23 protein-coding genes are annotated in these 23,900 nt (G+C 60.1%); 11 read left to right on the top strand and 12 right to left on the bottom strand.

Annotated features, from left to right (window positions below; genetic code table 11):
- Positions 1 to 19: 19 nt before the first annotated feature.
- Together LIX15_RS16390 and LIX15_RS16385 are read right to left on the bottom strand one after the other, a co-directional pair.
- Positions 20 to 1,222, bottom strand: a complete 1,203-nt coding sequence (locus tag LIX15_RS16390) for an NAD(P)/FAD-dependent oxidoreductase (RefSeq protein WP_227774227.1) — start codon at positions 1,220 to 1,222, stop codon at positions 20 to 22.
- 86 nt (positions 1,223 to 1,308) lie between these two features.
- A complete protein-coding gene (locus LIX15_RS16385) occupies positions 1,309 to 1,938 on the bottom strand; it encodes an SOUL family heme-binding protein (protein ID WP_227774226.1) in 630 nt (209 codons plus the stop codon).
- Between the two features lie 313 nt (positions 1,939 to 2,251).
- Here LIX15_RS16385 and LIX15_RS16380 point away from each other — a divergent pair, with 313 nt between their 5' ends.
- The 4 genes from LIX15_RS16380 to LIX15_RS16365 are packed head-to-tail and all read left to right on the top strand — an operon-like array spanning position 2,252 to position 5,546.
- Positions 2,252 to 3,280, top strand: coding sequence for an ABC transporter substrate-binding protein (locus tag LIX15_RS16380; protein WP_227774225.1), 1,029 nt, complete (start codon positions 2,252 to 2,254; stop codon positions 3,278 to 3,280).
- 40 nt (positions 3,281 to 3,320) lie between these two features.
- Positions 3,321 to 4,037, top strand: coding sequence for an ABC transporter permease (locus LIX15_RS16375; protein WP_227774224.1), 717 nt, complete (start codon positions 3,321 to 3,323; stop codon positions 4,035 to 4,037).
- The gene (locus LIX15_RS16370) at positions 4,034 to 4,813 is read left to right on the top strand and encodes an amino acid ABC transporter ATP-binding protein (RefSeq protein WP_227774223.1); all 780 of its coding nucleotides are present in this window, start codon (positions 4,034 to 4,036) and stop codon (positions 4,811 to 4,813) included. Before LIX15_RS16375 ends, LIX15_RS16370 begins: the two co-directional genes overlap by 4 nt.
- Before the next feature lie 25 nt (positions 4,814 to 4,838).
- Positions 4,839 to 5,546 carry a TOBE domain-containing protein gene (locus tag LIX15_RS16365; RefSeq protein WP_227774222.1) on the top strand — a complete coding sequence of 236 codons (708 nt, stop codon included), beginning with the start codon at positions 4,839 to 4,841 and terminating at the stop codon, positions 5,544 to 5,546.
- Positions 5,547 to 5,586: 40 nt separating this feature from the next.
- On the opposite strand, the gene LIX15_RS16360 is transcribed toward LIX15_RS16365, so the two are convergent.
- Positions 5,587 to 6,849 (bottom strand): glycosyltransferase family 4 protein, encoded by a 1,263-nt coding sequence (locus LIX15_RS16360; RefSeq protein WP_227774221.1) that lies wholly within the window; start codon positions 6,847 to 6,849, stop codon positions 5,587 to 5,589.
- Between the two features lie 154 nt (positions 6,850 to 7,003).
- Positions 7,004 to 8,290, bottom strand: a complete 1,287-nt coding sequence (locus tag LIX15_RS16355) for a hypothetical protein (RefSeq protein ID WP_227774220.1) — start codon at positions 8,288 to 8,290, stop codon at positions 7,004 to 7,006.
- Positions 8,291 to 8,654: 364 nt separating this feature from the next.
- Between LIX15_RS16355 and LIX15_RS16350 the strand changes: the two genes are divergently transcribed.
- Both LIX15_RS16350 and LIX15_RS16345 read left to right on the top strand, forming a co-directional pair.
- Positions 8,655 to 10,190, top strand: a complete 1,536-nt coding sequence (locus LIX15_RS16350; protein ID WP_227774219.1) for a flippase — start codon at positions 8,655 to 8,657, stop codon at positions 10,188 to 10,190.
- A gap of 102 nt (positions 10,191 to 10,292) precedes the next feature.
- The gene (locus LIX15_RS16345; protein WP_227774218.1) at positions 10,293 to 11,423 is read left to right on the top strand and encodes an NAD(P)/FAD-dependent oxidoreductase; all 1,131 of its coding nucleotides are present in this window, start codon (positions 10,293 to 10,295) and stop codon (positions 11,421 to 11,423) included.
- 20 nt (positions 11,424 to 11,443) lie between these two features.
- Here LIX15_RS16345 and LIX15_RS16340 read toward each other — a convergent pair whose 3' ends face one another.
- On the bottom strand, positions 11,444 to 11,602 hold the full coding sequence (locus LIX15_RS16340; protein WP_227774217.1) for a hypothetical protein: 159 nt from the start codon (positions 11,600 to 11,602) through the stop codon (positions 11,444 to 11,446).
- 222 nt (positions 11,603 to 11,824) lie between these two features.
- On the opposite strand from LIX15_RS16340, the gene LIX15_RS16335 reads away from it, so the two are divergent.
- The 3 genes from LIX15_RS16335 to LIX15_RS16325 all read left to right on the top strand — a co-directional run bounded on the left by LIX15_RS16335 (position 11,825) and on the right by LIX15_RS16325 (position 13,623).
- Positions 11,825 to 12,439, top strand: a complete 615-nt coding sequence (locus LIX15_RS16335) for a hypothetical protein (protein WP_227774216.1) — start codon at positions 11,825 to 11,827, stop codon at positions 12,437 to 12,439.
- A gap of 83 nt (positions 12,440 to 12,522) precedes the next feature.
- Positions 12,523 to 12,906, top strand: a complete 384-nt coding sequence (locus LIX15_RS16330) for a DUF7344 domain-containing protein (RefSeq protein ID WP_227774215.1) — start codon at positions 12,523 to 12,525, stop codon at positions 12,904 to 12,906.
- 3 nt (positions 12,907 to 12,909) lie between these two features.
- A complete protein-coding gene (locus tag LIX15_RS16325; RefSeq protein WP_227774214.1) occupies positions 12,910 to 13,623 on the top strand; it encodes a DICT sensory domain-containing protein in 714 nt (237 codons plus the stop codon).
- Between the two features lie 107 nt (positions 13,624 to 13,730).
- Here the strand turns inward: LIX15_RS16325 and LIX15_RS16320 are convergent, their stop codons facing one another.
- Positions 13,731 to 14,213, bottom strand: coding sequence for a histidine kinase (locus LIX15_RS16320; protein ID WP_227774213.1), 483 nt, complete (start codon positions 14,211 to 14,213; stop codon positions 13,731 to 13,733).
- Positions 14,214 to 14,368: 155 nt separating this feature from the next.
- Between LIX15_RS16320 and LIX15_RS16315 the strand changes: the two genes are divergently transcribed.
- Positions 14,369 to 14,743, top strand: coding sequence for a helix-turn-helix domain-containing protein (locus tag LIX15_RS16315; RefSeq protein ID WP_227774212.1), 375 nt, complete (start codon positions 14,369 to 14,371; stop codon positions 14,741 to 14,743).
- An 87-nt stretch (positions 14,744 to 14,830) separates the two neighbouring features.
- Positions 14,831 to 15,637 carry a hypothetical protein gene (locus tag LIX15_RS16310; protein ID WP_227774211.1) on the top strand — a complete coding sequence of 269 codons (807 nt, stop codon included), beginning with the start codon at positions 14,831 to 14,833 and terminating at the stop codon, positions 15,635 to 15,637.
- Between the two features lie 42 nt (positions 15,638 to 15,679).
- On the opposite strand, the gene LIX15_RS16305 is transcribed toward LIX15_RS16310, so the two are convergent.
- The 6 genes from LIX15_RS16305 to LIX15_RS16280 form a co-directional block, all read right to left on the bottom strand.
- The gene (locus tag LIX15_RS16305) at positions 15,680 to 16,657 is read right to left on the bottom strand and encodes an AbrB/MazE/SpoVT family DNA-binding domain-containing protein (protein WP_227774210.1); all 978 of its coding nucleotides are present in this window, start codon (positions 16,655 to 16,657) and stop codon (positions 15,680 to 15,682) included.
- Positions 16,658 to 16,670: 13 nt separating this feature from the next.
- Positions 16,671 to 17,576, bottom strand: a complete 906-nt coding sequence (gene pstB, locus LIX15_RS16300) for a phosphate ABC transporter ATP-binding protein PstB (RefSeq protein ID WP_227774209.1) — start codon at positions 17,574 to 17,576, stop codon at positions 16,671 to 16,673.
- A complete protein-coding gene (pstA, locus tag LIX15_RS16295; RefSeq protein WP_227774208.1) occupies positions 17,573 to 19,168 on the bottom strand; it encodes a phosphate ABC transporter permease PstA in 1,596 nt (531 codons plus the stop codon). The genes pstB and pstA overlap by 4 nt, the downstream gene beginning before the upstream one ends.
- The gene (pstC, locus tag LIX15_RS16290) at positions 19,165 to 20,268 is read right to left on the bottom strand and encodes a phosphate ABC transporter permease subunit PstC (protein ID WP_227774207.1); all 1,104 of its coding nucleotides are present in this window, start codon (positions 20,266 to 20,268) and stop codon (positions 19,165 to 19,167) included. The genes pstA and pstC overlap by 4 nt, the downstream gene beginning before the upstream one ends.
- A gap of 102 nt (positions 20,269 to 20,370) precedes the next feature.
- Positions 20,371 to 21,513 (bottom strand): PstS family phosphate ABC transporter substrate-binding protein, encoded by a 1,143-nt coding sequence (locus LIX15_RS16285; RefSeq protein WP_227774206.1) that lies wholly within the window; start codon positions 21,511 to 21,513, stop codon positions 20,371 to 20,373.
- A 371-nt stretch (positions 21,514 to 21,884) separates the two neighbouring features.
- Complete coding sequence (locus LIX15_RS16280) at positions 21,885 to 23,735, bottom strand: cation:proton antiporter domain-containing protein (protein WP_227774205.1); 1,851 nt, start codon at positions 23,733 to 23,735, stop codon at positions 21,885 to 21,887.
- Positions 23,736 to 23,900: the final 165 nt, after the last annotated feature.

The following is a 23,900-nucleotide window of genomic DNA, read 5'->3' as shown; positions in this document are numbered from 1 at the left end:
TCACGGATTGGAATCGCGCCTACAACTGCCGAACCAGTTTGGGCGCTTTCGCCACGTCCTTCACTCTAAACGGGTACAGTTTCACCAACTCGAACAGACCGAGGTCGTATCGCCGCAATCGTTCCGCCTTCGTCGTCGAAAGGCGGCCGACCCGTTTCACAAACGAATCCTGTTGGCTCTCGCTGAAATCGTAGAGGAGGTCACTCAGGAGTCGTTGCAGTCGCCATCGTTGCCCTCTCTTCTCGTTCCAACGGCGTTCGTACTCGCGAAGCCGTCCTTCGGAAACGTCGTCCGTCGCCAGCGCAGTGCGGACGACGGTAGCGGCCATCTCCGCCGACGCCAGTCCCGGTCGGATACCCTCGCCGAACAGCGGATTGATACTCGACGCCGCGTCCCCGATGGCCACGAACCCGTCGGTTGCCCGCTGATTTATCGAGTTGTTCCAGACGCCTTCGCCCGCGTGTTTCGCCCGGATTTCCCCGACGTTCCAGCGCGGATCGTCGCGCACCCATCGCTCGACGTAGTCGTGAATCGAGTTCCCGTTTTCGCGCGCGGCGTGGAAATCGTCCACCCAGCAGACGCCCGCCTTGAACGCGTCTTTGCCCGCCGGAAACGTCCACGCGTAGCCGCCCGGCGCGATGGTGTGGTCGAATTTGAACAGCATCGTGTCGTTCGTTTCGTACTCCCCCTCGATTTCGTATTCGAGGCCGATGCCGCGCCGGGCAGTTTCCGTGTCGAAATGCCCCAAGTCGGACGAGATAACCGCGCTCGGCCCCGACGCATCGACGGTTATCTTGCCGCGGAGTTCGCCGCCGCCGTCGGAATCGCGGTACCGGACTCCGCGCATCGCTCCGTTTTCGATAATCGGTTCTGTGACGGTCGTTCCGGTGTAGACATCGGCCCCGCAGGATTTTGCGTCGGATCCTAAAAATGCCAGCAAGGCGGGAAAATCGAGGACGTAGCCACCGATGTCGAGACGGCTGCGCTCGGTCGGCCCTTCGAAGGTGATGGTGTCGTTTTCACCCATGACGACTTCGTGGGAGATGTCGTACCGGTCGATAACTTCCGGGAACGTCCCGCCAGTGGATTTGTCGTTGTCACGGAGGTCGTCGTTTCGCTCCAGAACGGCGACCGAAAACTCCGAGTCCGAAACGATTTCTCGCGCAAAGTGGAGTCCGGCCGGGCCACCGCCGACGACGATACAATCGTAGTCGCGCTGCATAGCAAAGCGTCCACGACGGCTCGGATAAGAGTATAGTGTATCCGTAAAGCTGTGATAAGCTCAAAAAGGAATGATGCGCTGGTAAATTAGTCCGCTAATTCAATTGCAACTTCGTTCCTACGCATGAACGGTGGTGTCCACGGTGCGTCGTAGCGGAGCAAAAACGGGTCGCCCGTCGGCGTCAAATCGTGAGCGGAGAGGGTATCGAACAGTCGTCGTTGATTCCGTGCGACCCGCCCTTCGGTGGCGTACCACGAAAACGACCGAACCGCGAGCGTCCGCGCGCCGAGGTGTTCGATAGTCACCGCCTTGGTTTCCGGTTTCGGTGCGCCCTCGGCGGTGTACTCGCCGGGGAGGAAAAATGACATCCGGACGCCCTCCGCGGACCGTTCCGATGCGACCGGAGCGGTCATGGCGATTTTTTCTGGTTCGGTGGTAACCGGCGCGGTCATCGGAATGCCCTCCCGCGACTGGTTCCCGCCGTCGATGTACTCGAACAATCTACGAAACGCTTCCTCCTCGTCGGCGGCGGTGGTTCGAGCCACGACCGTATCCGGATATCGACGAATTTCGACCCCGTCAAGGGCCAGTGCCGTCGTATAGGGAAGTCGTTCCGTCGTCCCTTTGCTGTACGCGCCCCACCCGACCCACGCGATTCCGAGGGCGGCGAGGGCACCGACCGTAAGTTTGGCTGGCGTACTGGCAGTGCGTGCCATAAAATGCCATACGTCTGGAAGCAGCAAGTAGCTACTCCCTCCCCCCAGTAGGGCGGCGGTCATTCTACTAATCGGTACCAGTTTTCTTTATATTTCGAACCCAACGCCGGGAATTCGACGGAAGCTCTCCAAAATCGGATGACGCTTCGTAACCACATTTGAACCCGTTGGGTGCCGAGAAGCCGCCGGTGATTCTGTAGTAAGAACGCCGATAGTCCCCCCTTTTTCGTGGTTTTCCAGTTTTGACTTCGTAACCAGAAGCGGTTACGCCCATGGCGAAATCCTTATACAATACTCACACAACGTTGTTTCCATGTCGATACAACGACGCAGGTTCGTCCATGCGGTGGGTGTGGGTACCCTCTCCGGACTCGCTGGCTGTACCGGGTCGTTCGGGAACCAAGACAGGAATCAAAACGGGAGTCAGCACCAGAATCAAGGGTCGTCCGGAAACGGAAGTGTCGGCAACGGTGAACTCGTCCTCGCCACGACGACCAGCACATACGATACGGGGCTGCTGGACGAACTCCATCCGCCGTTCGAGGAGACCTTCGGCGTCACCATCAAGACGCTCTCTAAGGGAACCGGCGCGAGCATCCGAACCGCCGAGGACGGGGACGCGGACGTGATTCTCGTCCACGCACGCGGGGCGGAGGACAAGTTCTTGCAGGCGGGCCACGGCGTCAATCGCCGGGACGTGATGTTCAACGATTTCGTCATCGTCGGGGCGCAAAACGACCCGGCCGGAATCGGCGGAACGCAGAGCGCGACGGAGGCGTTTTCGACGATTGCCGACCGGCAAGCGACATTCCTCTCTCGCGGCGACGATTCGGGAACGAACAAGAAGGAACTCGCAATCTGGAAGGAAGCAAGTGTGCAACCAAGCGGCAAATGGTATCGGGAGGTCGGAAAGGGCATGGGCGATACGCTCACGCAGTCGAGCCAGTCGAACGCCTACACGCTCGCCGACCGCGGAACGTTCCTCTCGATGAAAAGCGACATCGACCTCACGATTCACGTACAGGGCCCGCTCAAGGACGGTCCGGTTATCCTGAAAAATCCATACGGCGTGATTCCGGTCAACCCCGCGAAACACGACAACGTCAACTACCGGGCCGCGATGGCCTACGCGGGGTATTTGACCAGTCCGAAAGCACAGACTATCATCGACAACTACACTGCAAACGGGTCGCAACTGTTCTTCCCAAACGCGCTGTCGGAGCAACCGAACTTCGGCCAGTACGTCCCGCAGGGCTACTCCGCACAACAGGCCCAATCCCTCTCGCGCGAGGACAAGGAATATCTCTCGTGGGTCGAAACGAGAGTTCCGGCAAGCTACTAAGAACTTCGGACGGAGGCGAACTTACACCATTTCAGTCGTCATGCTCGCACAACTCATTCCCGGCGCGGACTGGCAGTACTTCGTGAGCATCGCGGTCGTCTCGCTGTACGTGAGCGTAACCGCCGTGGCGCTTTCGACGCTTGTCAGCCTGCCAGTCGCGCTCGCCGTCGGCTTTTCCGACTTTCCGGGCAAGCACGTCGTCACCGCGGGTATCAACACCGGGATGGGCTTTCCGAGCGTCGTGGTCGGCCTGCTCGTCCTGTTGACGCTCTCGAATCAAGGGCCGTTGGGCGAGTTGGGACTGGTTTTCACTCCAACCGCGATGATAGCCTCGCAGTTCGTGCTGGCGACGCCCGTTATCACCAGCATCAGCCTCTCTGCCATCGAATCGGTCGGACAGGACGTGCGAGACGCGGCGTTCACGCTCGGCGGCACCGACACGGACATCGGCGTCCTCGTCGTCAAGGAGGCGCGGTACGGCATCGTCACCGCGATTCTCGCCGGATTCGGACGGGCCGTCAGCGAAGTTGGGTCGATTCTCATCGTCGGCGGCAACATCGTCTTGAACGACCCGACGGGCGGAAAAACGTCGTACACCAGAACGCTTACAACGGCGATTACGGTCGAAGCGCGGCAGGGCCACTACGAGACGGGACTGGTTCTCGGTGCGATGTTGCTCGTGCTCGTTCTCGGCGTGAACGTCCTCGGGTCGTGGGTTCGGAGTCGAAGCAGAGGCAGGGGTGAGATTCGACGATGACGCTTTCCGCGATCGACCTCTCCCACGGCTTCGACGACGGGGACGTACTTTCCGACGTGTCGCTCTCGGTCGAACCCGGCGAAGCCGTCACGATAGTCGGTCCGTCGGGAACGGGAAAAACGACGCTTCTGCGCCTCCTCGGGATGTTTCATCCGCCCGAATCGGGAACGGTAAGGTGGCGCAACGAGGACGTGTGGCGACTGTCAGAGGACGACCGGTTGGGAGTCCGACGACGGGTCAGCATGGTGTTTCAGGAGCCGTCGCTGTTCAACGCGCCGGTGGAGCAGAACGTGACCTACGGCCGCCGAGTTCGTCAGACGTGGTCTAAACGGGTTCGGGCGACAGTCACTCGAACCCTCGGCAGTCGAACCGCGATGGAGGGAATCGACTCGGACGTGACCGCCGCGCTCGAAACCGTCGGTTTGGCCGACAAACTCGGCCAGAACGCGCTGTCGCTCTCGGGGGGCGAAGCACAGCGCGTCGCCTTCGCGCGGGCGCTCGCAACCGACCCGGAAATTCTGCTGTTGGACGAACCGACTTCGAACCTCGACCCGCAGAACACGGCGGTCATCGAGGAGGCGATCGCCGATGCGCGGCGTCGCGGACTCGGCGTCGTCGTGGCGACCCACGACATGCATCAAGCCGAGCGGATTTCCGACCGGGTCGGTGTCCTGCTCGACGGAACGATAATCGAAACCGGCCCGCCCGAACAGGTGTTCGACAGTCCGGACGACGACAGAACGCGGCAGTTCGTCGCCGGAGAACTGATGTACTAACGGGTAAAATCGGGAGACGAAACGGATGACGAACGACGCACCTCGACCGACGTTCGACGCGCAACTCGTCGCGGGAGCGGTCACCTTCGACGCGCGGGACGCGCGATTGCTTCGAGCAATCGACGACGAGGGGTCGTTGAACGCTGCCTCGAACTCCCTCGGACGCTCCTACGCGCACGCACAGCGGCGAATCGTGAAACTGGAGGAAGAGTTCGGCTCGCTGGTTCGGCGCGAACGCGGCGGGTCGCACGGCGGTGGAAGCACCTTGACGGACGACGCCCGCCGATTGCTTCAGCGGTTTCGCCGGGTAACCGCCGAATCCTCGGGGCTGGCGGAGGTGGACGAAACGGTGCTCGCGGGAATCGTCGAAAGACGGGATGGCGAGTTCGGATTCGTGAAAACCGACGCTGGCGTCGTTCGGGCGTTGGTTCCCCACGGAACCGAGACCGTCGAAGTAGCGATTCGCTCGGACGTGATAACGCTCTACAGTCCGGCGTCGGCCCCGGAGGGAAACGAAACGAGCGCGAGAAACCGGTTCGAGGGACAGGTTCGAGAGGTCGAAACCGGCGAACGAATCGCTCGCGTCACGGTCGATATCGATGGATCGACGCCGTTTCTCGCGCTGGTCACGACGACGAGCGTGGAGCGGTTGGCGTTGGAACCCGGCACGGAAGTCGTAGTGTCGTTCAAGGCGACAGCGACGCGGGCGGTTCCGCGCTCGCCGCCTGAGTGAAGATTCGCCGTCGAAGTAAAATTCGCCGTCGGAGTGGAAATTAGAACTGCGAAACGGGTTTCGATTTCGGAACGATTTCGGAGCAGGTATCGACCAGATTTTTGGCGGCCATCTCCCACGAGTAGCGCTTCGCCGTCTTCCGTCCGTTCGCCTCGAGTCGCGTCCGCAGTTCGGGAGACGAACGGAGCGTTTCCATCGCATCCGCGAGTTCCGCCGGGGATTCCGGCGGAACGAGCATTGCCGTTTCCCGGTCGACGGCGTACTCCGCGATACCGGCCAGATTCGTCGTCACGACGGGAGTTCCGCAGGCCATCGCCTCCACGTTGACCATGCCGAAGCTCTCGTATCGAGACGGGAGACAGAACGCGTCCGCCGCGGCGTAGTACCCCGGTAGTTCGTCGTGCGAAACCGCGCCCTCGATTGTAATTTTCGAATCGAGTTCTCGGGACTTGATTCGTCGTTTCAGCGCAGCGGTGTCCCCGCGTCCGACGAGACGGAGATGTACGTCGTCGGGGAGTTCGGTCACCGCATCTACGAGGGCGAAGATTCCCTTCGCCTCGACGAATCGACCGACGAACAACACCGTCCACTCGTCACGCTCGAACGCGGGAGATGCACCCGGATGGAATCGCTCGACGTCCACACCGGGATAGACGACACCGTCCGGTTCGTGATCGAGGTGGTCGATGAACTCCCGTCTCGTCCGTTCGGAGTTCACCACCGAGTAACCGGACGACAGCAGTTCACGAAGATGCATGCCGATTCCCGCGCGTTCGAAGCCGTGGAACACCCGGATTACGGGAATATCGAGGAGATTCGAGAGGACGAGGTCGTCCAGAAAGTCGTGCGTCACCAACACGTCGAGATGTTCGTTCATGTGACGAATCGTGCCGTTACGAACCGCACCGAGTACGGGAAACAGATGGTCGTTCAGCACCGAGAGAAGGTCGAAGTTTGCAGTCGGGAGGCTTCTTTGAAGCCTCCCGACCGCTTCGCTTTCGCCGTCCATCTGGACGATTTTTGCCTCCGTTTCCCGCATTTTCGGCGTCAACTCGCCGGATTCGGTGTAGAGGTACGCAGGATTGTGGTTCGCCACTGCGTCCAGCAACTCTTGGACGTACATCACGACGCCGCCGGCGTCCCGTGTTCCGGCCTTTCCGAAATACATTCCGACGGTCAGTTGTTCTCCTCGGTGTTTTGCTTCCCGCTCGCGTTCTCGACCCTCGAAATCAACGCGTGTCCCGTTTTCATCGGTTCGCTGACGCTCACCGGCAGGTAGTCGTACCCCATTTCGGTCGCTCATTCTCTGATTCGAGAATTTAATTCCACTTTGTTATGATCCGGCGGCAACGCCGTTTTGGGTCGGTACGGACTCCCTGAAGGCGACTTCCGGAGGGTCAAACATCGCCAAAAAAAAACAGCGCCGAAAGGAAACGAACGACAGTTGCCGATCGGATTCAGATGCCGGTCAGCAGCGTCGAAATCTTGCCAAAGTCGAAGCAGTAGTTTCGCCCCTCGTAAGTGAAACAGAAACGGTCTGCGAAACCGGGGGACGCGGAAATCCGCTGTTCGTCCACCGAATCGTCCGCTGAGACTGCGTTTTCTGTGGCGTTACCGGAGTCCGAATCGTTCGAGGAACTGCCGCCCGAGTTGGAATCGTTCGAACGTCCGGAACCGCTCGAGCCCGAACCACTCGAACCGGAACTACCGGAATTACCGGAATTACCGCCGTTTCCGGGATCGTTGCCGGTTCCGGAGCTACCGCCATTTGTCGCCGACCCGTTCGCGGCCTGCTCGGCGGTCGTGGGTGCACCTTTCGGCGGTTCGTGCGACGGGTTCTCGCCGACGTTCGTCGTCTCGACGTTGCCGATGAGTTGTCCTTTGACCTGCGAATCCCGAACGCGGAACGTCGTCTTCGTGGCGGCCAGGGCGGATGCCCCGCCATTCGTGTTCGCGTCCGTGCAATCGATGTGGCAGTTTTCGAACTCGACGACGTTGTCCGTCGTCCCGTAGCCGTCGTACACGCCGCGGGAGTTCACGACGCCGCCGTTGATGGGGTGTACCGGAACGTCCTCGGTGTTGTAGATAACGGTATTTTTGACGGTCGTGCCGTCGTTCGCGATGCGAAGGTGACTGATGTTGTTGTTCTTCAGGAGACAGCGATCGAACGCGAGCGTCCCGTTACCGCCGCCTGATTTCGCCGAGCCAGCCGCGTAAATCGCGTTGCCTGTCCAGCCGTTCATCGTGACTTCGTTCAGGTCGATGTGGCCCGAGTGGGAACTGGAGACGCCGATTGCGCCTTTTCGAACCATGTCGCCGGAAACGCCGTCGCCGAGGTAGACGTGTTCGATGGTGCCGGTTCCGGAGGCGGCGATGAGGTTGGGGTAGCCGCCTAGATTCTCGCCGGGAGAGTGTGGGCCGCTCATGTCCGCGGCGCCTTTGAACCCGACGTTCCGAATCGTCCAGTCGGAACCGCTCGCCACGATTCGCGCGTCGGCCCCCGTCGCGCTGATGTCGATGAGTTTGTTTTCGAACGTTTCGCCGCTTCCGACCTGGAACTGCTCTCGGCTTCCCGCCGGAACTTCGATGGTTTCGTACTCCGCCGCCGCTGCGCCGTTCGAAAGTAACCCCGCACCCGTAAGCGCGAGCGCGGTCGAACCGGTCAGTTTCAGATACGAGCGTCGGTTAACGGAACTGTCAGAGATCTCTCTCTCGCCTACCGTCGTACTGCAATCGCGTGCCATGCAGGCTTCAATGCAAAGTCATCTTTTAATATTCTTCCGGTATTCTCCCCGTTCTCTCAAATCCGCAAGGAGATTGTGTGAAACGGTCTCTCACCCCTCGTTGTACCGCGCGAATCGGCGTTGATAACCGATGCTTTCTCGAAAGAAGTTAGTAATCGAACCGGTTGTCGGCGATTACGCTACGGTACGCGAATCATAACAAAGCCCGAATGACGTCTTGATACACCCATCGTGAGTCCGAGAACGAACCGAAGACGCGAGTGCGGAGTGCGTCGGATGGAACGGAACGAAAGGAAGCGAAGACACCGTTTAGAACACCTCGCACGTTCTTTTTCTGGCACGGTCCGAACCACGGTGTTCAGCAATGGCGGACAGTAACGACCACCTTTCGAACCTCCTGTCGAGTTCCGTTCTCATCGTTCTCGGCGTCGTCGTCGCCTCGGTCGGGCGGTTGGTCGAGCGAATCGTCATCGCACAGCAGTTCTCGCCCGAACTGTACGGCGAAGTTTCCATCGCGTTCGCCATCATGACCGTCGGAACCACGATATCGCTCGTCGGGCTGAACGACGGGATTCCGCGGTTCGTCTCCCGGTTCGAAGACGAGCGGGACGTTCGCGGCGTCTGGATGCTCGGCTTGGTCGTTTCTCTCGCCGTCAGCATCGTCGTTTCCGCGGGTTTGCTCATAAACGTGGATACGATTACGGGTACGCTGTTCGAAACGGCCGTTTCACGCGAACTGGTGAGACTGTTCATCCTGACGATTCCCGTCAGCGTCGGCCTGACCGTCGGCGTCAGCGCGCTCCGTGGCATGGAGAACACGCGCTACAAGCTCTACACCAAGGATTTCCTCCATCCGTGCCTGCGAATCGGCCTGCTGGTTTTCCTGCTCGGAACCGGTTTTGACCTACTGGCGGTGGGTTACGCCTACTTCGTCGCGACGCTCGGCACGCTGATCGTCGTCTACCTGCTCTCCAATCGACTCGTTCGACTCGTCGGGCCGATACGAACCCACGGCCGGGAACTGCTCACCTATTCGGCCCCCCTCATCGTGACGATGGTGCTGTCGATACTGCTCACTCGAATGGACACCCTAATGCTCGCGGATATGCGAACCTCAGCAGAGGTCGGCGTCTACAACGCGGCCTATCCCCTCGCCAACAGTTTGCTGATGGTCATCTCCTCGTTCGGCTATCTCTACTTACCGCTCACGTCCCGTCTCGACGCGGACGACGAACACGACGAAATCACCCACATCTACCGCATCACGACGAAGTGGATATTCGTCTTCACGTTTCCCGCGTTTCTGGTTTTCACCATCTTTCCGGGCGACGTCCTCTCTATTTTCTTCGGTCAGCAGTACGTCGGCGGCGGCATCGCACTCGCCATCCTCTCGGTCGGATTCTTCACCAGCGCCGCGGCCGGGCGGAATCGGACGACGCTGGCCGCGCTCGGACACACGAAATCAATCCTCTGGGTGGACGTGCTGACCCTCGCGCTCAACTTCGCCCTGAACGTCCTCCTGATTCCGGGTCACGGATTCGTCGGTGCCGCAATCGCGTCCGCGGGGGCCTACGTCCTCCGTAACGTCGCGTTCAACGTGGTTCTCCAGTCGAAAGCGGGTATCAACCCGCTTTCGACGCAGACGACGCGAACCTATCTCGTCCTCCCAACCGTCCTGTTTCCCGTCGGTATCCTCGCCTCTCATTGGGTGACGTTGACGGCCCTGAGCCTTCCCGTCTTTCTGGTGTGTTCGGGACTGTTGGGCCTCGTCGCGGTCGCTCTCGCCGGTTGTCTGCAACCCGAGGACGGCGTGTTTATCGAGTTCGTCGAGGGTGCAATCGGGGCGGAGGTTCCGGCGATTCAGCGACTTCAGAGATATTTACGTGCACAAAGTGAATGACAGTGTATCGACCATTTCGAAAACTTCCCGACCGTGAACTCCAAGCGTAGATTGTCGCGACCGATATAACCGAGTCACTGCCGGGACGATTGTTGCCGAATCATGTACGACGCCATCGTCGTCGGAGGCGGCATCGTCGGCGCGTCCGTCGCGTACCATCTCGCGCGGAACGACGCCGAAACGCTCCTCATCGACCGACACGACCCGGGGCGCGCGACCGATGCGGGTGCGGGAATCATCTCGCCAGCGACGAGCAGTCGAACCGCCTCGTCCGTCTGGTTCGAGTTCGCGCTCGACGCCGCGGCCTACTACCCGACGCTGAACGACCGATTGACCGACGAACAGGACGGCGATACGGGGTATTCGAACTGCGAACTCCTCTCGGTCGCCGTGGACGACGACGAGGTGGCGGCGTTCGACGACGCCACCGAGCGCATCGAGAACCGACAGGAGAAGTACGGAGAGCCGAAACCCGGAACGACGACCGAACGATCCTCGGACGAAGCACAGGCGAAATTCCCGGCGCTCGCACCGACGAAGCGGTGTCGCGCCTACAGCGACGCGGCGAGGGTGGACGCTCGAACGTTCACCGCGGCGCTGCTTCGCGCGGGAGAACGCCACGGCCTTACCGTCGTAGAGAGAGACGTGACACGCATTACCCACGAAGACGGAACCGTCACGGGCGTCGAAACCGCGGACGGCGGCAGCGACGACGCCGAAAACGTCGTCGTCGCTGGCGGCGCGTGGTCACGACGGTTCGAAGAATCGCTCGGCGTTTCGATTCCGGTCGAACCGCAGCGCGGCCAAATCATCCACCTCGACCTGCACGAAACCGACACCGAAAACTGGCCCATCGTGGGCGCGTTCCGCGGGCACTACATGGTTCCGTGGTCGGACAACCGAGTCGTCGTCGGCGCGACCCGGGAGGTCGATTCGGGATTCGAACCGCGAACCACGGCGGGCGGCGTCCACGAGGTGCTGTCGGAAGCGCTTCGCGTCGCGCCCGGACTGGAAGATGCAGAAATCGCCGACATTCGAATCGGACTCAGGCCGCGTTCCGCCGACCAACTGCCCGTGTTGGGTTCGATTCCGACCGTCGAAGGAGTTCATCTGGCGACCGGCCACGGGGCGACGGGCCTCCAACTCGGCCCGTACAGCGGAAAACTCGTGGCGGATGCGATTTTCGGCGAGCCGATGGAATTGGAACAGTTTAGCGTGAAGCGGTTTCGGTGAGCCGATTCGCTCAATCGGTTTCAGCGAAACCGATTGAGCGAAAATAAATCGATGTCGTGACGGTTCTCGCCCTCGACGGCCAGTTCGGCCAGAATCTCACCAATCGCGCTCGACAGTTTAAATCTGTGGCTCGAAAAACCAGCGCCGACACCGACGACGATAGAATCGTAGTGAGTCATTTGATAGCAACATCGTCGGCAGTGACATTAGTGGTTCACCTCCGGTGAATTTTGGTCGGGTTCGGAGTCCATCGGTTTGATTCGACCTACGTCCGGCAACGAGTCCCGACACGCGATTTTTGTGTCACCACTACTGTCCGAAAAATGGCCGATAGGCGTTCCGATAACGGTATATCCCAGAAGTGAATAGCGATGGAAAACACCTGCATTTGGGTGCGTACCGTGACGGGACAGACAGACTACATCGATGACGACATTACGGACGTCATTCTCAACGGCTCGAAGTACGAGCGACTGCGCGTCCGTCGGCACAGCATCTTCGACCAACCGATTCCGACGAAACTGGCGTGGCAGAGCGCCCTCCTGCTCGCGTTGGCGCTCGTCGCGCCCATCACGCTGGCATATCCTTCAGCGGTCGCCGCGTTGTTTCCGGGTGGCGACCCGCTTTCGTCCTCGCCGACGGTTCTGATGCCGGGCGCGCTCGTCCTCCTGCTCGAACTTGGAACCGCGGTCGGACACGTCGCGGTCGCTGGCGCGATTCTCCGCGGAGAGTCCACGTTGAGCGAACGTCGGATGCGACAACTCCTCAGCGCCGAGGAAATGGCGTCGTTCTACGGATTCGTCGGCGGTGCCCTGCTCCTTGGAATCACGCTCGGCTTCTTCCTGCTCGGATTCTCGGGCGTCGAAACCCTCCAGCAGTATTCGACGGCGGGAAAACAGGGGCCGTTCGACCCGTCCGGAACCGAACTGAGCGTGGCCACCGTTTCGCTCCTTTCGTTCGTGGCGAGCGGCGTGCTTTTCGCGGTGAGTCGCTATCTGGCCGTCAAACTGAACTGAGCGCCGCGCGGGATACTGCCCCATGGTATCACTAGACACAACCTTTACTGACGTTCATCCCGAACGAGCACGGGGTGTTCACCATGGGAGAGGACGATTGGGGAGTTCTGTTGGATACGTCGATAGACGACAGCGTCTATCGAGCGCTGGCGGAGACCCACCGCCGATACGCGCTGTACCTCCTCACGGAATGGGGGCGCGTGTTCGAGGACGAACTAGCGGATATTCTCACCGGATGGATTTACGCGGGCGAGTACCGAATGGCAACACCCGACGACCGAAAACGGATACGTATCGAACTGCGTGAAGTGCACATTCCGGTGTTGCGGGAAGCGGGTCTCGTCCACTACGACGAACAAACGGAACTGCTCTCGCTCGGGGAGTTGGCGCCCTCCGTCGGTCGAATCATCGAATGGGCACGGAAGAACGAGCGCCAAAACACACCGGAACCGAACTTCGAGTCGTAGCCGATGACCTTTCAAGAGCAAATCGCGGCGGTCGAGCGGGAACAAAAGACGCTCGTAGTGTACACCGCCGACCCGGATACTGACCTCGCGGAGCAGTTCGAAACGAAGAACGTCACGGTTCAGTACAAACGACTTCCGAGCGTCGGTCGGGACGAGTTTCTCGTCATTCGAGACGACGAGGAGTTCAGGGGAACGATAGGGGTTCAGGCGCTCAGGGAATTTCTCACCCCACCGATTTCCGTCCCGTGGAGCGACGAGGTAGACCCGTCGTCGTTCCGCGACCTGCTCTCTCTCCTCGATAGAACGCTGTTCGCCTCGTTCGACCGACGCCAGATGCTCGCGACGAGTCGGGAAATCGAAGACCGCACGTGGCGAGTCGGGGAGGGCGAACTCCACGTCGGCTTTCAGTCGCCGTCCGCGTTTCGCTCGCAGGTTCCGGTGTACTCACGACTCGCCGACGAAACCGCTCTCGACATCCACATCTACGGACGCGGGGAGTGGAACTCGTTCGAAATGCGGAACACGACGTTTCACGGAAACGGAACGGCCGAAACAGGCGAGACGTGGTTTTTAGTGTACGACGGCGGCGGGGATTCGTTACAGAAATGCGCACTGCTGGCGGAAGAGCGCGACCCCGGCCAGTTCTACGGGTTCTGGACGTACAACCCGGAAACGGTGGATGAATTGCTTGCGCATCTGGACGAGACGTATCGTTAGAGTGATGAAACCGCACGATTCCCGTCTCGTGCGAATTGGAATCTCCAGCAGCACGTCAGTCGGCGTCGGCGTGAAAACGTGGTGTCGATTGGAAGACTACAGAACCATCACCGATTTCGGATAACCGGGTACAGCGCACCGAGAACAGCCCCGAATACGACGTGGCCAATCAGACTCTGCATGCTTACGTTCGGCAGACTCGGAGCCATCGGAAAGCCGACCGCCTGTAACCAAATCGGCATCACGATGACGGCGGCGACGACCCAAACGAGGACGCCGTAGCCGACGCCGATTGCGGCCGATTTTCCGACCGAATCGGCCGAACTACGGAGGCCAGTGAGCGACACCATCGCGGCGAACAGCACACCGAAGATGGCGGAGTTTATCATGTGAATCGTCCATCCGGCGGCTCCGCCGTCAAGGCCCCATAGGGACGGGATGGCGTGTTCGATGACGGGCCGCATCTGCATCGTCAGCATGACGCCCATCACGGCACCTGCGATGAGTCCTGAGAGGACGCCAGACTGCCATGCGTTTTCCCGATAAGTCGATACGTCCGTCGCTGATTCCGTGGTAGTCTCTGTCGCCATTGCAGATGAGTGTACTCCAATCTTGAATAAGGCGATTTGGCGCGCGTGCGGGGCGAACGCACGTGCGTTCGCCCCGCACGACCAGGATGACCGACGACCGGGGTGAGTTCGAAGTAACTCCGGATTTTATCAGGAATTATGTGTATGATTCACACATGAGCGACCCCGACCCACAGCGGTTTCGAACCCTGATGCTCGGCGACGAACCGAGTTTCGAGAACGTGATGACCTGCGTGTTCTCCATCCAACCCCACGAGAGCCACACGTATCGCGTGCTGTTGGAACAGCCAAACAGCACAACCGAGGAGCTAGCCGCCGAAACCGACCGCGACCGAAGCAACGTTTCGCGGTCGTTAGCGACCCTGCGAGAGAAAGGATTGGCCAGCAGACGACGCCACCTCCTCGACGGCGGCGGCCACGTCTACCGACACGAACCGACGCCGCTTGAAGACGCAAAAGACCTGATGCACCAGACGCTAGACGAGTGGTGTGCATACGTTCACGGGCGCATAGACGAGTTCGGGGAGTAGCATAGGGAGCCGAAAAAGTGAACGGCTCTCTCCGATTCCGCGTACCAGTTCACTTAACCACGTCCGCGGACAGCTATTCGACACTGGATGAGCTATCGAGACGCGGTCATGGCGGCGAAATACGCCGGTGGGTCGAACGAACAGGCGACGGCGCTCCACGAACACCGCCTCGAAACAATCAGCGAGGGTGAGGGCTACTTCGATTTCGACGTACCGCGGGGAATCGTCGTTCACGTCGTCCCGGACGCCGTCTACGACGACGGCTACGCCATCGACCTCGCGGAACACTCGATACTGCCGGAAGCCAACCCATCGCGACCGACGCAACTGCCGGTACTCGGCAATCATGACGCACGCGGAACGTGGACCGCCGACGGATTCGGTGCCTACGTCAAGCGCGAGTCGGCAGACGAGCGTGAAGACGACTGCGTCGGCTACACACACCTCTTTTCGAACGGCGTCATCGAATCCGCCTCGGCGATTCCATTCGACGGGATGTGGGAGGAAAACGAATCGAACCAAAACGAACCGACCCGACGGGAAGCGAAACGACTCGATGGCCGCACCCTCGAACTCGACCTGACGCGGTGCGTTCGGCGGTATCTCCGCGTCCTCGCGTATCATCAACAGATGGCACCGATTCACGTTACGCTCACGATGTACGGCGTCGGCGGTTGGTTACTCGATTCGAACGACCGGAAGTCGGACGACGCGGGACGAATCGCCGAAGAGATACTCGCGCCGTTTCCCGTCAGCCTGTCGAACTTCGACGCAGACGTTCGAACCGAACTGGCCGACCCCATCGACGCGCTCTGGCGGGGTGCGGGCTATTCCGGGTCGCCGTTTTTCGATTCGGGAGAGTGGACGCTTCGCTCGGCGTTCGACGGGCAGTAGTCCGGCAAAAGTCAGTAACAGACCAACTGCGCAGTTTCCTCGCTACCGGCGAAGCGACGCCTGTACCGCCCGTTCCGCGATTTTCACTGCCTCTCTCGCCGTCCGTTCGAGGGAGCCAACAGCAACTGATCGTCCATACGTCACTTCGTTTTCCCGATACAGCCGTCGCCGCAGTTCGGAGATATCATCGACGAGTTTCCGACAGGTTCGTACCGTCTCGTATGGTGGTTCGTCCGAGCTCAAAACGTCGTCAACGGCCTGTTCGGTGAGGTGTCGTGACTCTCTGGCGAATCGTTCAAACTCGTCGGGCCACGGTTTTTCGACCATCGCTTCGCTTCCAACCAGCGTTGCGATTCGTTGGGCTTGCTCTCCAACGTCCGCGAGATGTCGCGCCGTCGCGTACTGGTCGAAGATGTCCGGGCGCGAGTGTCCGAGGCGGTCGAGTTGTTCGACATCAGTGAGCGTCCGCTGGAAACAGTTCTCGGCGACGAGAAACCGCCTTTCGGCGTCATTCCATCGCTTTGCCACCCTGTTGGCACGTTCTTCGTTTCCGTCGATGAGTCCGTGGATGGCGTCCTGATGCATCGAGAGTGTGGTATACTGGAGTTGGAGCACCGTTCGTTCGATGGATACCGCCGCGGCGTCGAATACGGTGGTGAGCACGAGTTCCGTCTCGGACTCGTTTCGCACCTCCAATCCGACCAAGTTGGTCGCCGCCCTCGCGGCGGCACGGCGTTGCTCCCGGTCGAATCCGCCATCTGCCGTGAGGGTAAACGTGTCGTTGCCGATGGCGTACAGCGACTTCACCGTCTGTTGGACGACCGTCGCGGAGCGTCCTTCAACGCAGACCTCCGGCGGGTCGCCGTCGTCGGTCTGTTCGGCACCGATTATCAACTCGCCGTTCTCGGCGGGGTAGAGCGCCAACTGCATCCCGGCTTCGACGCCGTGTTCGTCGGCCCACTCCTTCGGCAGGGAAATCGTCGTCGAACTTCCCGTGTATTGGACTTTTCTCGTTTCCATGCCTGACTCACCGTTATCCGAACTTGCCGCTGACGTAATCTTCGACGCGCTGACTTTCGGGATTCTCGAATATTTTCCCCGTCTCGTCGTACTCCACGAGTTCGCCGCCGGTCAGGAAGACAGCCGTCTGGTCGGAGATTCGGGCCGCCTGTTGCATGTTGTGGGTCACGACGACGACGGTGTACTCCTCGGAGAGGTCGTCCACCAGGTCTTCGATTTTCGCAGTTGCGATGGGGTCAAGCGCACTCGCGGGTTCGTCCATCAGGATGACCTCCGGGTCGGTGGCGAGACAGCGGGCGGTGCAGAGGCGTTGTTGCTGGCCGCCCGAAAGCCCCATTGCGTTGTCGTCGAGGCGATCACTCACTTCGTCCCAGAGCGCGGCGTTCCGTAGCGCTCGTTCGACAAGTTCGTCTTCTTCATCTTCGTTGGCTTCACCGAGCAATCGTGCGATAAGGCCAGTTTTGATTTCGCCGTGCTTGCGCGGGCCATACGAGACGTTATCACGAATCGACTTCGGAAACGGGTTCGGTGCCTGAAATACCATCCCGACGCGCTTTCTGAGTTCGACCAGATTGGCGTTATCCTGATAGATTTCCTCGCCATCGAGGCGGACGGAACCGTCGATTTGGGCGCTGTTAATCCGGTCGTTCATCCGGTTGAGACAGCGCAGGAACGTTGATTTACCACAGCCGGACGGCCCAACGAGGGCGGTAACGCTCCGTTCCGGAATCTCCATTGAGATATCCTTGAGGGCGTGCTCGTCGCCGTAGTGGACGTTCAGTCCCTCGACGGAGAGTTTCGAGTCTCCCGCAAACTCGTAGTCGGTCCACTCATCGCGGAGTTGCTCGGTACTCTCGCCGGACGTGGTGGTTTGCTGGCGCTGCGTCGTCTCCGTTGACTGTAGTGCATTTTTACTCATTGCTGTAGTTTCCTCCTGAAGTAGATTCGCGTCCCGATTCCGACGGCGTAGAACGAGAGGACGACCAACAACAGCACGAAGGCCGTCCCCCATCCGAACGCCTCGGCGTTCTCACCACTCACTCCGGCGGTGATACTCGCGTACAGTTGGTAGGGAAGCGTCGGTGCGCTCGCAAGGAGCGCGTCGTTAGTGACGAAGGGAGGTACCGAAGAGAACTCGAACGACCCGAGCACCTTCGGTGCCGAATCGCGTAGTCCACCAGCCATCACCAACAAAATCGGTGCCGTCTCGCCAGCAATGCGACCGACACCGAGGATGACGCCCGTGAGGATACCTGGCATCGCCGCCGGGAGAACGACGCTCTTGATGGTTTCCCACTGGCTGACGCCAAGTGCGGCGCTTGCGTCTCGGTACTCGTCCGGAACAGCCAACACCGCCTCTCTGCTCGTGATGAGCACGAGCGGGATGAGCATGAACCCGAGAACGAGCATCCCCGCGAGTAGCGACGTGTCGTTGCCGAGTCGCGGAACCAAAAAGGCGTAGCCGAACAAGCCGAACACGACGCTGGGTGTACTCCAGAGTCCGTTAGTCGCAATTTCGACGACTTGCGTGAACCGGCCCTGCTCGGCGTATTCCGTGAGGAAAACCGCCGCGGCGACGGCGAGCGGTACGCCGACGAGGACGGCCCCGACGACGACCCAGACGGTTCCGACGACGGCCGGGAAGATGCCGTTGATTTCGTCCGGACGGAACGTGTATCCGTTGGTGACGAACGGCATCTGTATTCGAACGAACGGTATTTCGGCGTTCACCACGGGGATGACCGCCGGGCCGATTCCGACGCTGAACTCGCTGAATGCGTGGCCGAATCCCTGTCGTCCGATGAACAGGAGCAGCATCGCCAGGACCGCCAACATTGCGACCGCACTGAGTCCGATGAGTGCGAACGCACCGCGCTGACGACCGCGGCTTCCGAATCCCTCGCTCGCCAGGGAACCGGCCCACGCGCCGAGCAGTCCGGTCACACCGGCAAGTGCCGGAACCACCAAATAGCCCGGGAACGCCGCCGAGAGGCCGGAGGGTTCCCACGACCAACTCGCGGTGAGCACGTCGCCGAAGACGAGTCCGGTAATGCCAAGGGCGAACACTCCAACCGGCACCGTCGTCCCGAGGTCTTCGCGGGTAACGAGTACGCCAACTGCCACGATGAGACCAACGACGAGGGCGACAGGCACCCAGACGACAACACCGACACCGACCAGTTGGGAAGCAGCCAGCCCCGCCGCGACCACCGCTACGATACCAAATCCGACGCCCGTCGTCACACCGGTTCGTTCGTCCGGCATCGTCTCGAACCGACCGCTCCACGAACCGACGCCGATTCCGAGAACTCCGAAACCGATGAGGGCGGTCAGCAGTGCGAACACGTCCAACAGACCGATGCCAAACAGCGACGTCGTTTCGCGGAGGAACGTCGTCGCGGTCAGGACCGGCGTGACGACACCGAGCGTTATGATTCCGTACGAGAGCCATTCGAGGATGCTCTTTTCGCCGTCTACGAGTGCCGTCCCGCGCTCGTGTGCGCCGCTCATGTGTCACCACCCAGCTTGCGTTTCATCCGCTTCTCGATGAGCTGTGAGACGGTGCTGATTATCATCACGACGACGAACAGCACGACACCGGCCGCGAACAGGGCTTGCATGTGAAGCCCGTGGGCGTTGCCGTACTGACTCGCAATGAGGCTCGTCAGCGTCTCAGTGTTGCCGAAAACGTCGTACAGTGGTTCCGGAAGTCGTTGGTTGTGGCCGAGGATGACCGTCGCGGCCATCGTCTCGCCGATGGCTCGACCCACGCCGAGGAGGACGGCCGCCGAGACGCCCGAGAAGGCCGCGGGAATGGAAATTCCTTTCATCGTCTGCCAGTCGGTGACACCGAGCGCCAGCGAACCGTCCTTCATCGGGTGAGGAACGCTCGACAGGGCATCCTCGGCGACGGAGACGACCGTTGGGAGCGCCATCAGCCCGATAACCAACCCGACGAGGAACAAGCTCCCGAAGTTCGGAAGGGAGATATGTTCCATGAGATAGCTGTTCAGCGTCACGTATCCGAGGTAACCGTACACGATGGATGGAATACCCGCGAGAATTTCGATACCGGGCTTGACGACCTCCCGAACGCTTGCGGGTGCGATTTCGCTGATGAACAACGCCCCCGCGATGCCGAGGGGGGCGGCGATGCACATCGCGATGGCCGTCGTCACCAACGTTCCCCAAATCATCGGCGTGAGCGCGTAGACGTTTCCACCCGTGTTCCAGAAGTTCTCGACGCCCGGCCACACCGTCGTGCCAAAGATGGTTACCGGCTCTTCGAGGGCGAAGAGGCGGATTCCCATCCGGGTGAGGATGGGAAACGCCTTAATGAAGAGGAACACCGTGATGAGTGAGAGTATCAACACGGTTGAGATGGTGGCGAGTAACGTCAGCGCCCGAGCAGTCGCCGCCTGCTGTTCGACCCATCCATAGGCCACGGTGAACAGGAATCCGATTATTGCGAACACCGTGAACTGCGATCCCATGACAAATCCGACGAACGACGCGATAAGCAGTATCGCGCCGAGTGCCTGTGTCAGTACGGCCCCACGGTCGTCTACGGTATCGTGAACCGATTCGGAGAGCGATGTCTCTCCGGTCATCATTCACCCATACGTTGCTTTTCTACTTTCATATTTGAAAATTTAAATATATTCGAGGGTCGTTTCGTGTTCGATTCCGATGGCGGTCAGGCGAGTGAGCTACTAGTTCGTTGGCTCAGGGAGTTTGTCGAGCTGTTTCTGTCGCTCCTCGTCCGTGAGGGTCAAGTAGTCCGCCGGTTCGACGAACATCTTCTGTCCGTACTCGTGGAGAATCATCCGGATGAATGCCGCTTCCTTCTTCGACGTGCCATCCCACGTGTAGCAGTGAAGCGCGCGCGAGAGCGGGTAGTCGAGGCTTCCAAGGTTGTCGCCATACGTATAGGTCGTTCCTTCAATTTCGAGCGCAACCGGCGGAACCGGGCCGTCTTCCTCCACGAACGCAAGCGCGATGTAGGCAATGGCGTTGTTAGAGTTCTCGACGAGCGCCGCAACCTGCTGGTTCTGGCCCTTTCGAACGTCCGTCCCACCCATGTCGGCGCCCGGGTCGCCGAGAACGTTGGCGCGGAAGGACGTGTCAGTTCCGGAGCCTTCAGCACGACCAACTGCCTGAATCTCCTTGTTCGGGCCGCCGACATCCGACCAGTTCTCTATCTCGCCGCGGTAGATTTGCTGAACCTGCTTGAGCGTGAGTTTCTCGACGCCAGCGTCGTAGATTTCACGGCTCACGACGATTGGCTGGGCGTCAACCGCGACGATGTGGTCGGTGAACGGTTCGAGTTCGGACTCACTTCGGTCGGGGAACTCGGCGCTAACCGGTGCGGATGCATCGCCGATGTCGACCTGCCCCTTTTCGAGTTTGGTGAGGCCGACGCCCGTGTGGTTTAGTCCGATGGAGGTGAAAAACGGCGGCGTTCCTTCTTCGCCGCTGGGTTCGAAGCCGTAGAGGCCCGCCCAGTAGTCGGCCATGTTCTTGTCCGTCTGAATGTCGTCCCAGCCCGGCACGCTTCCCTCGTCGTTTGAACCCCAGTACTCGCCGTCGGACGCGGGGGCGTTTCCGTTCCAGAGCGACCCCGCTTGACTCGTGATGGGGTAGACCGTCGAAGACCCGTCCGCGGTCAGTGGTTGGCCTGACGAACTGTCACCGTTGTTCGAACCCGAGTTGCTGTTGTTGCCGTTCCCGTCCGTCGTGTCGTCTCCACTGGTTCCGCTACAGCCCGCGAGTGCCATGGCACCTGCAGTGCCCGTGAGTGCGATGAATTTGCGTCGTGATGTCCCGGTCGTTGGTCGCTCTGAGTCTCGCGTCATTCAGGTGGCACTGGCCGTCGTTCAGTAAAAACTACTTATATTAGTGATATATCGATTTGGCCAATACAATAGTTCGATATGAACTGATACATTGAACAGCGTATGCTATATACCAATATTATTCGCCTCATGCGTGAAGGCGATCTAATATATGTATGCTGGTAGTTCGACGACGAGGCGATACGCGGTGGCGGGCGAAATCGACGCCGACCGGGGTTGTGCTGGTTCTATCTACGCTTCAACCCATTCGCTTATAGCTCTTTTCCAAGAAATAATTTATGTGTACACTCGCTTTCGGTAACTCGTCATTTTGATGGATGCAAGCTTTGGTTGAAAGATCATAATTGAAACTACCGAGCACGAGATAGTCGCTATTCCGACAGCATCGCCACTGCTTTCTCAACGGCATCTGTCGTTCCAAGAAGCGTGACCACATCGCCGTTTTTCAGTACAACGTCGGGTTTCGGGATGACGTACTTTCCATCGCGCTGAATGAGAACCGTCGTACTTTCGTCCGGAAAGTCGATGGTGCCGAGTTCGCTTCCGACGACCGACGTCGAACCGACGGTTACCTCGGTAACGTCGTTTTCCTCTCCGACGCCAGACAGCCACGCGAAAAAGCTCGGTCGAAGGATGAGGTCGTCCATCGTATCGACGGTGGCGAGCGTCGGCGTCGTGGTTCGCACCCCGAGGTCTTCGAAGGCGTCCGCGTTCGTCGGGTCGTTCACTTGCGCGAGCAGGTTTTCGACGCCGAATTTCGTCCGGGCGGTCTGACAGGCGAGGATATTCTGGTCGTCGCCGCTCGTCGCGGCGACGACCATTTTCGCATCTTCGACGCCCGCTTTTTCGAGAACGGCGGTGGTCGCGCCGTTGCCGTGAACGACCGAGTAGCCGTCCGCCCGGAGTTCGGAAACGACATCCACGTCGCGTTCGATGATAACGGGGTTTTCGCCCCGGGTTTCGAGCCTCTCGGCGAGGGTTCGTCCGATTCGGCTTCCGCCGATGATGAGTATCGTCATGGGTACGATGTCGAGTCTGTCTGCGATGAACGGCGCGCCGCCCGCTTCGAGAACGACGGTGACGAGAATGACGAGGAAAACGACGCTCACGACGCTCTCCGCGTTTTCGACGTTGGCTTGCGCCAGTTGGAGCGAAAAGAGGGTCGCGGTCGATGCGGGGATGATTCCCCGCGGACCCACCGCGGCGATGAACAGTCGTTCGTTCCGAGTGAAGTCGGAGCGAACCGTCGAGAGGAAAACGCCGAGTGGTCGAACGACCAGCATCGCGATCAGGACGACGGCGACGCCCGCCAGTCCAAACTCGACGAGTTCCTCGAACCTGAGCAGTGACGCGAGGATGATGTAAACGACGCTCAACACGATTGCCGTGATGTCGCCGCTGAACCCTTCGATTTCCGCCTCGTACGGGATGTCGGCGTTCCCCACCAGCAGTCCGGCGACCGCGACCGAAACGACCCCCGCCTCCGAGGCGAACAGGTCGGCGATGGCGAACGAAATCAGGGCCGTTGCGATGGCGGTGATTCGCGAGTTCTGCGGCGTTTCGCTAAAATTCCGAAGCACGTAAGTCACGCAGATTGCCGTGAGGATGCCGATAAAGACGCCGACGCCCAACTGCGTGACGAACTCGATAGCGATTTCTTCGTCCACCGGCCCGCCGCGCGTGAACGGTCGTTCGCCCAGCGCCGCCGCGCTAAAGATAACGGCACCGAGCACGGACGCGACGGGGTCGTTGACGATGCCTTCGGTTTCGAGCGTCGTTTTGACGTTCTCCCGAACGTCCGTCTGTTCCAGAATAGGCGTTATCACGGTCGGCCCGGTGGCAACGAGAAGCGCGGAGATAAGGAACGAAAGGCTCCACTGAAGATCGAGCAGGAACCGAATCGTGAGTCCCAATCCGAGAAACGTAATCGCGGAGCCGAGCGTCACGAGTCTGAGCGTTGCTGTCGATGCCGACCGTATTCTGGAGGACGTGAGGCTGAACGCCCCCTCGAAGACGATGATTGCGACCGCCAACGAAACGATGGTGGAGAGCGCGTCGCTGAACAGCGACGGGTCGAGGAGGCCGATGACTTCCGGCCCGAACAGGATACCGAATCCGAGGAGGAAGACGACGTTCGGAACCCCGAACCTGTCGGCGAGAAGTTTCGACACCGCTCCGAGGAGGATTATCGACGCCGACGCCAGCAGTGCATCAGTGGCCATCACTTCACGATTTCGGTGGGTGCGTCGCCACCGAGGAGTGTTACGGTCACCAGACTGACCGCACGCAAAGGCCTCGTCAACTGATTCATGGATAAATATCGTGGCCGCCGTCGGCGAGAACGCGGTCACTACTCTCAGAACGACTCCTCGCATCGCCCACCGTTC

Source organism: Haladaptatus pallidirubidus, assembly GCF_020700235.1.
In the GTDB taxonomy this organism is placed as follows: domain Archaea; phylum Halobacteriota; class Halobacteria; order Halobacteriales; family Haladaptataceae; genus Haladaptatus; species Haladaptatus pallidirubidus.
The sequence above is the reverse complement of the archived record's forward strand: the minus strand, read 5'-3'. Positions and strand labels throughout refer to the sequence as shown.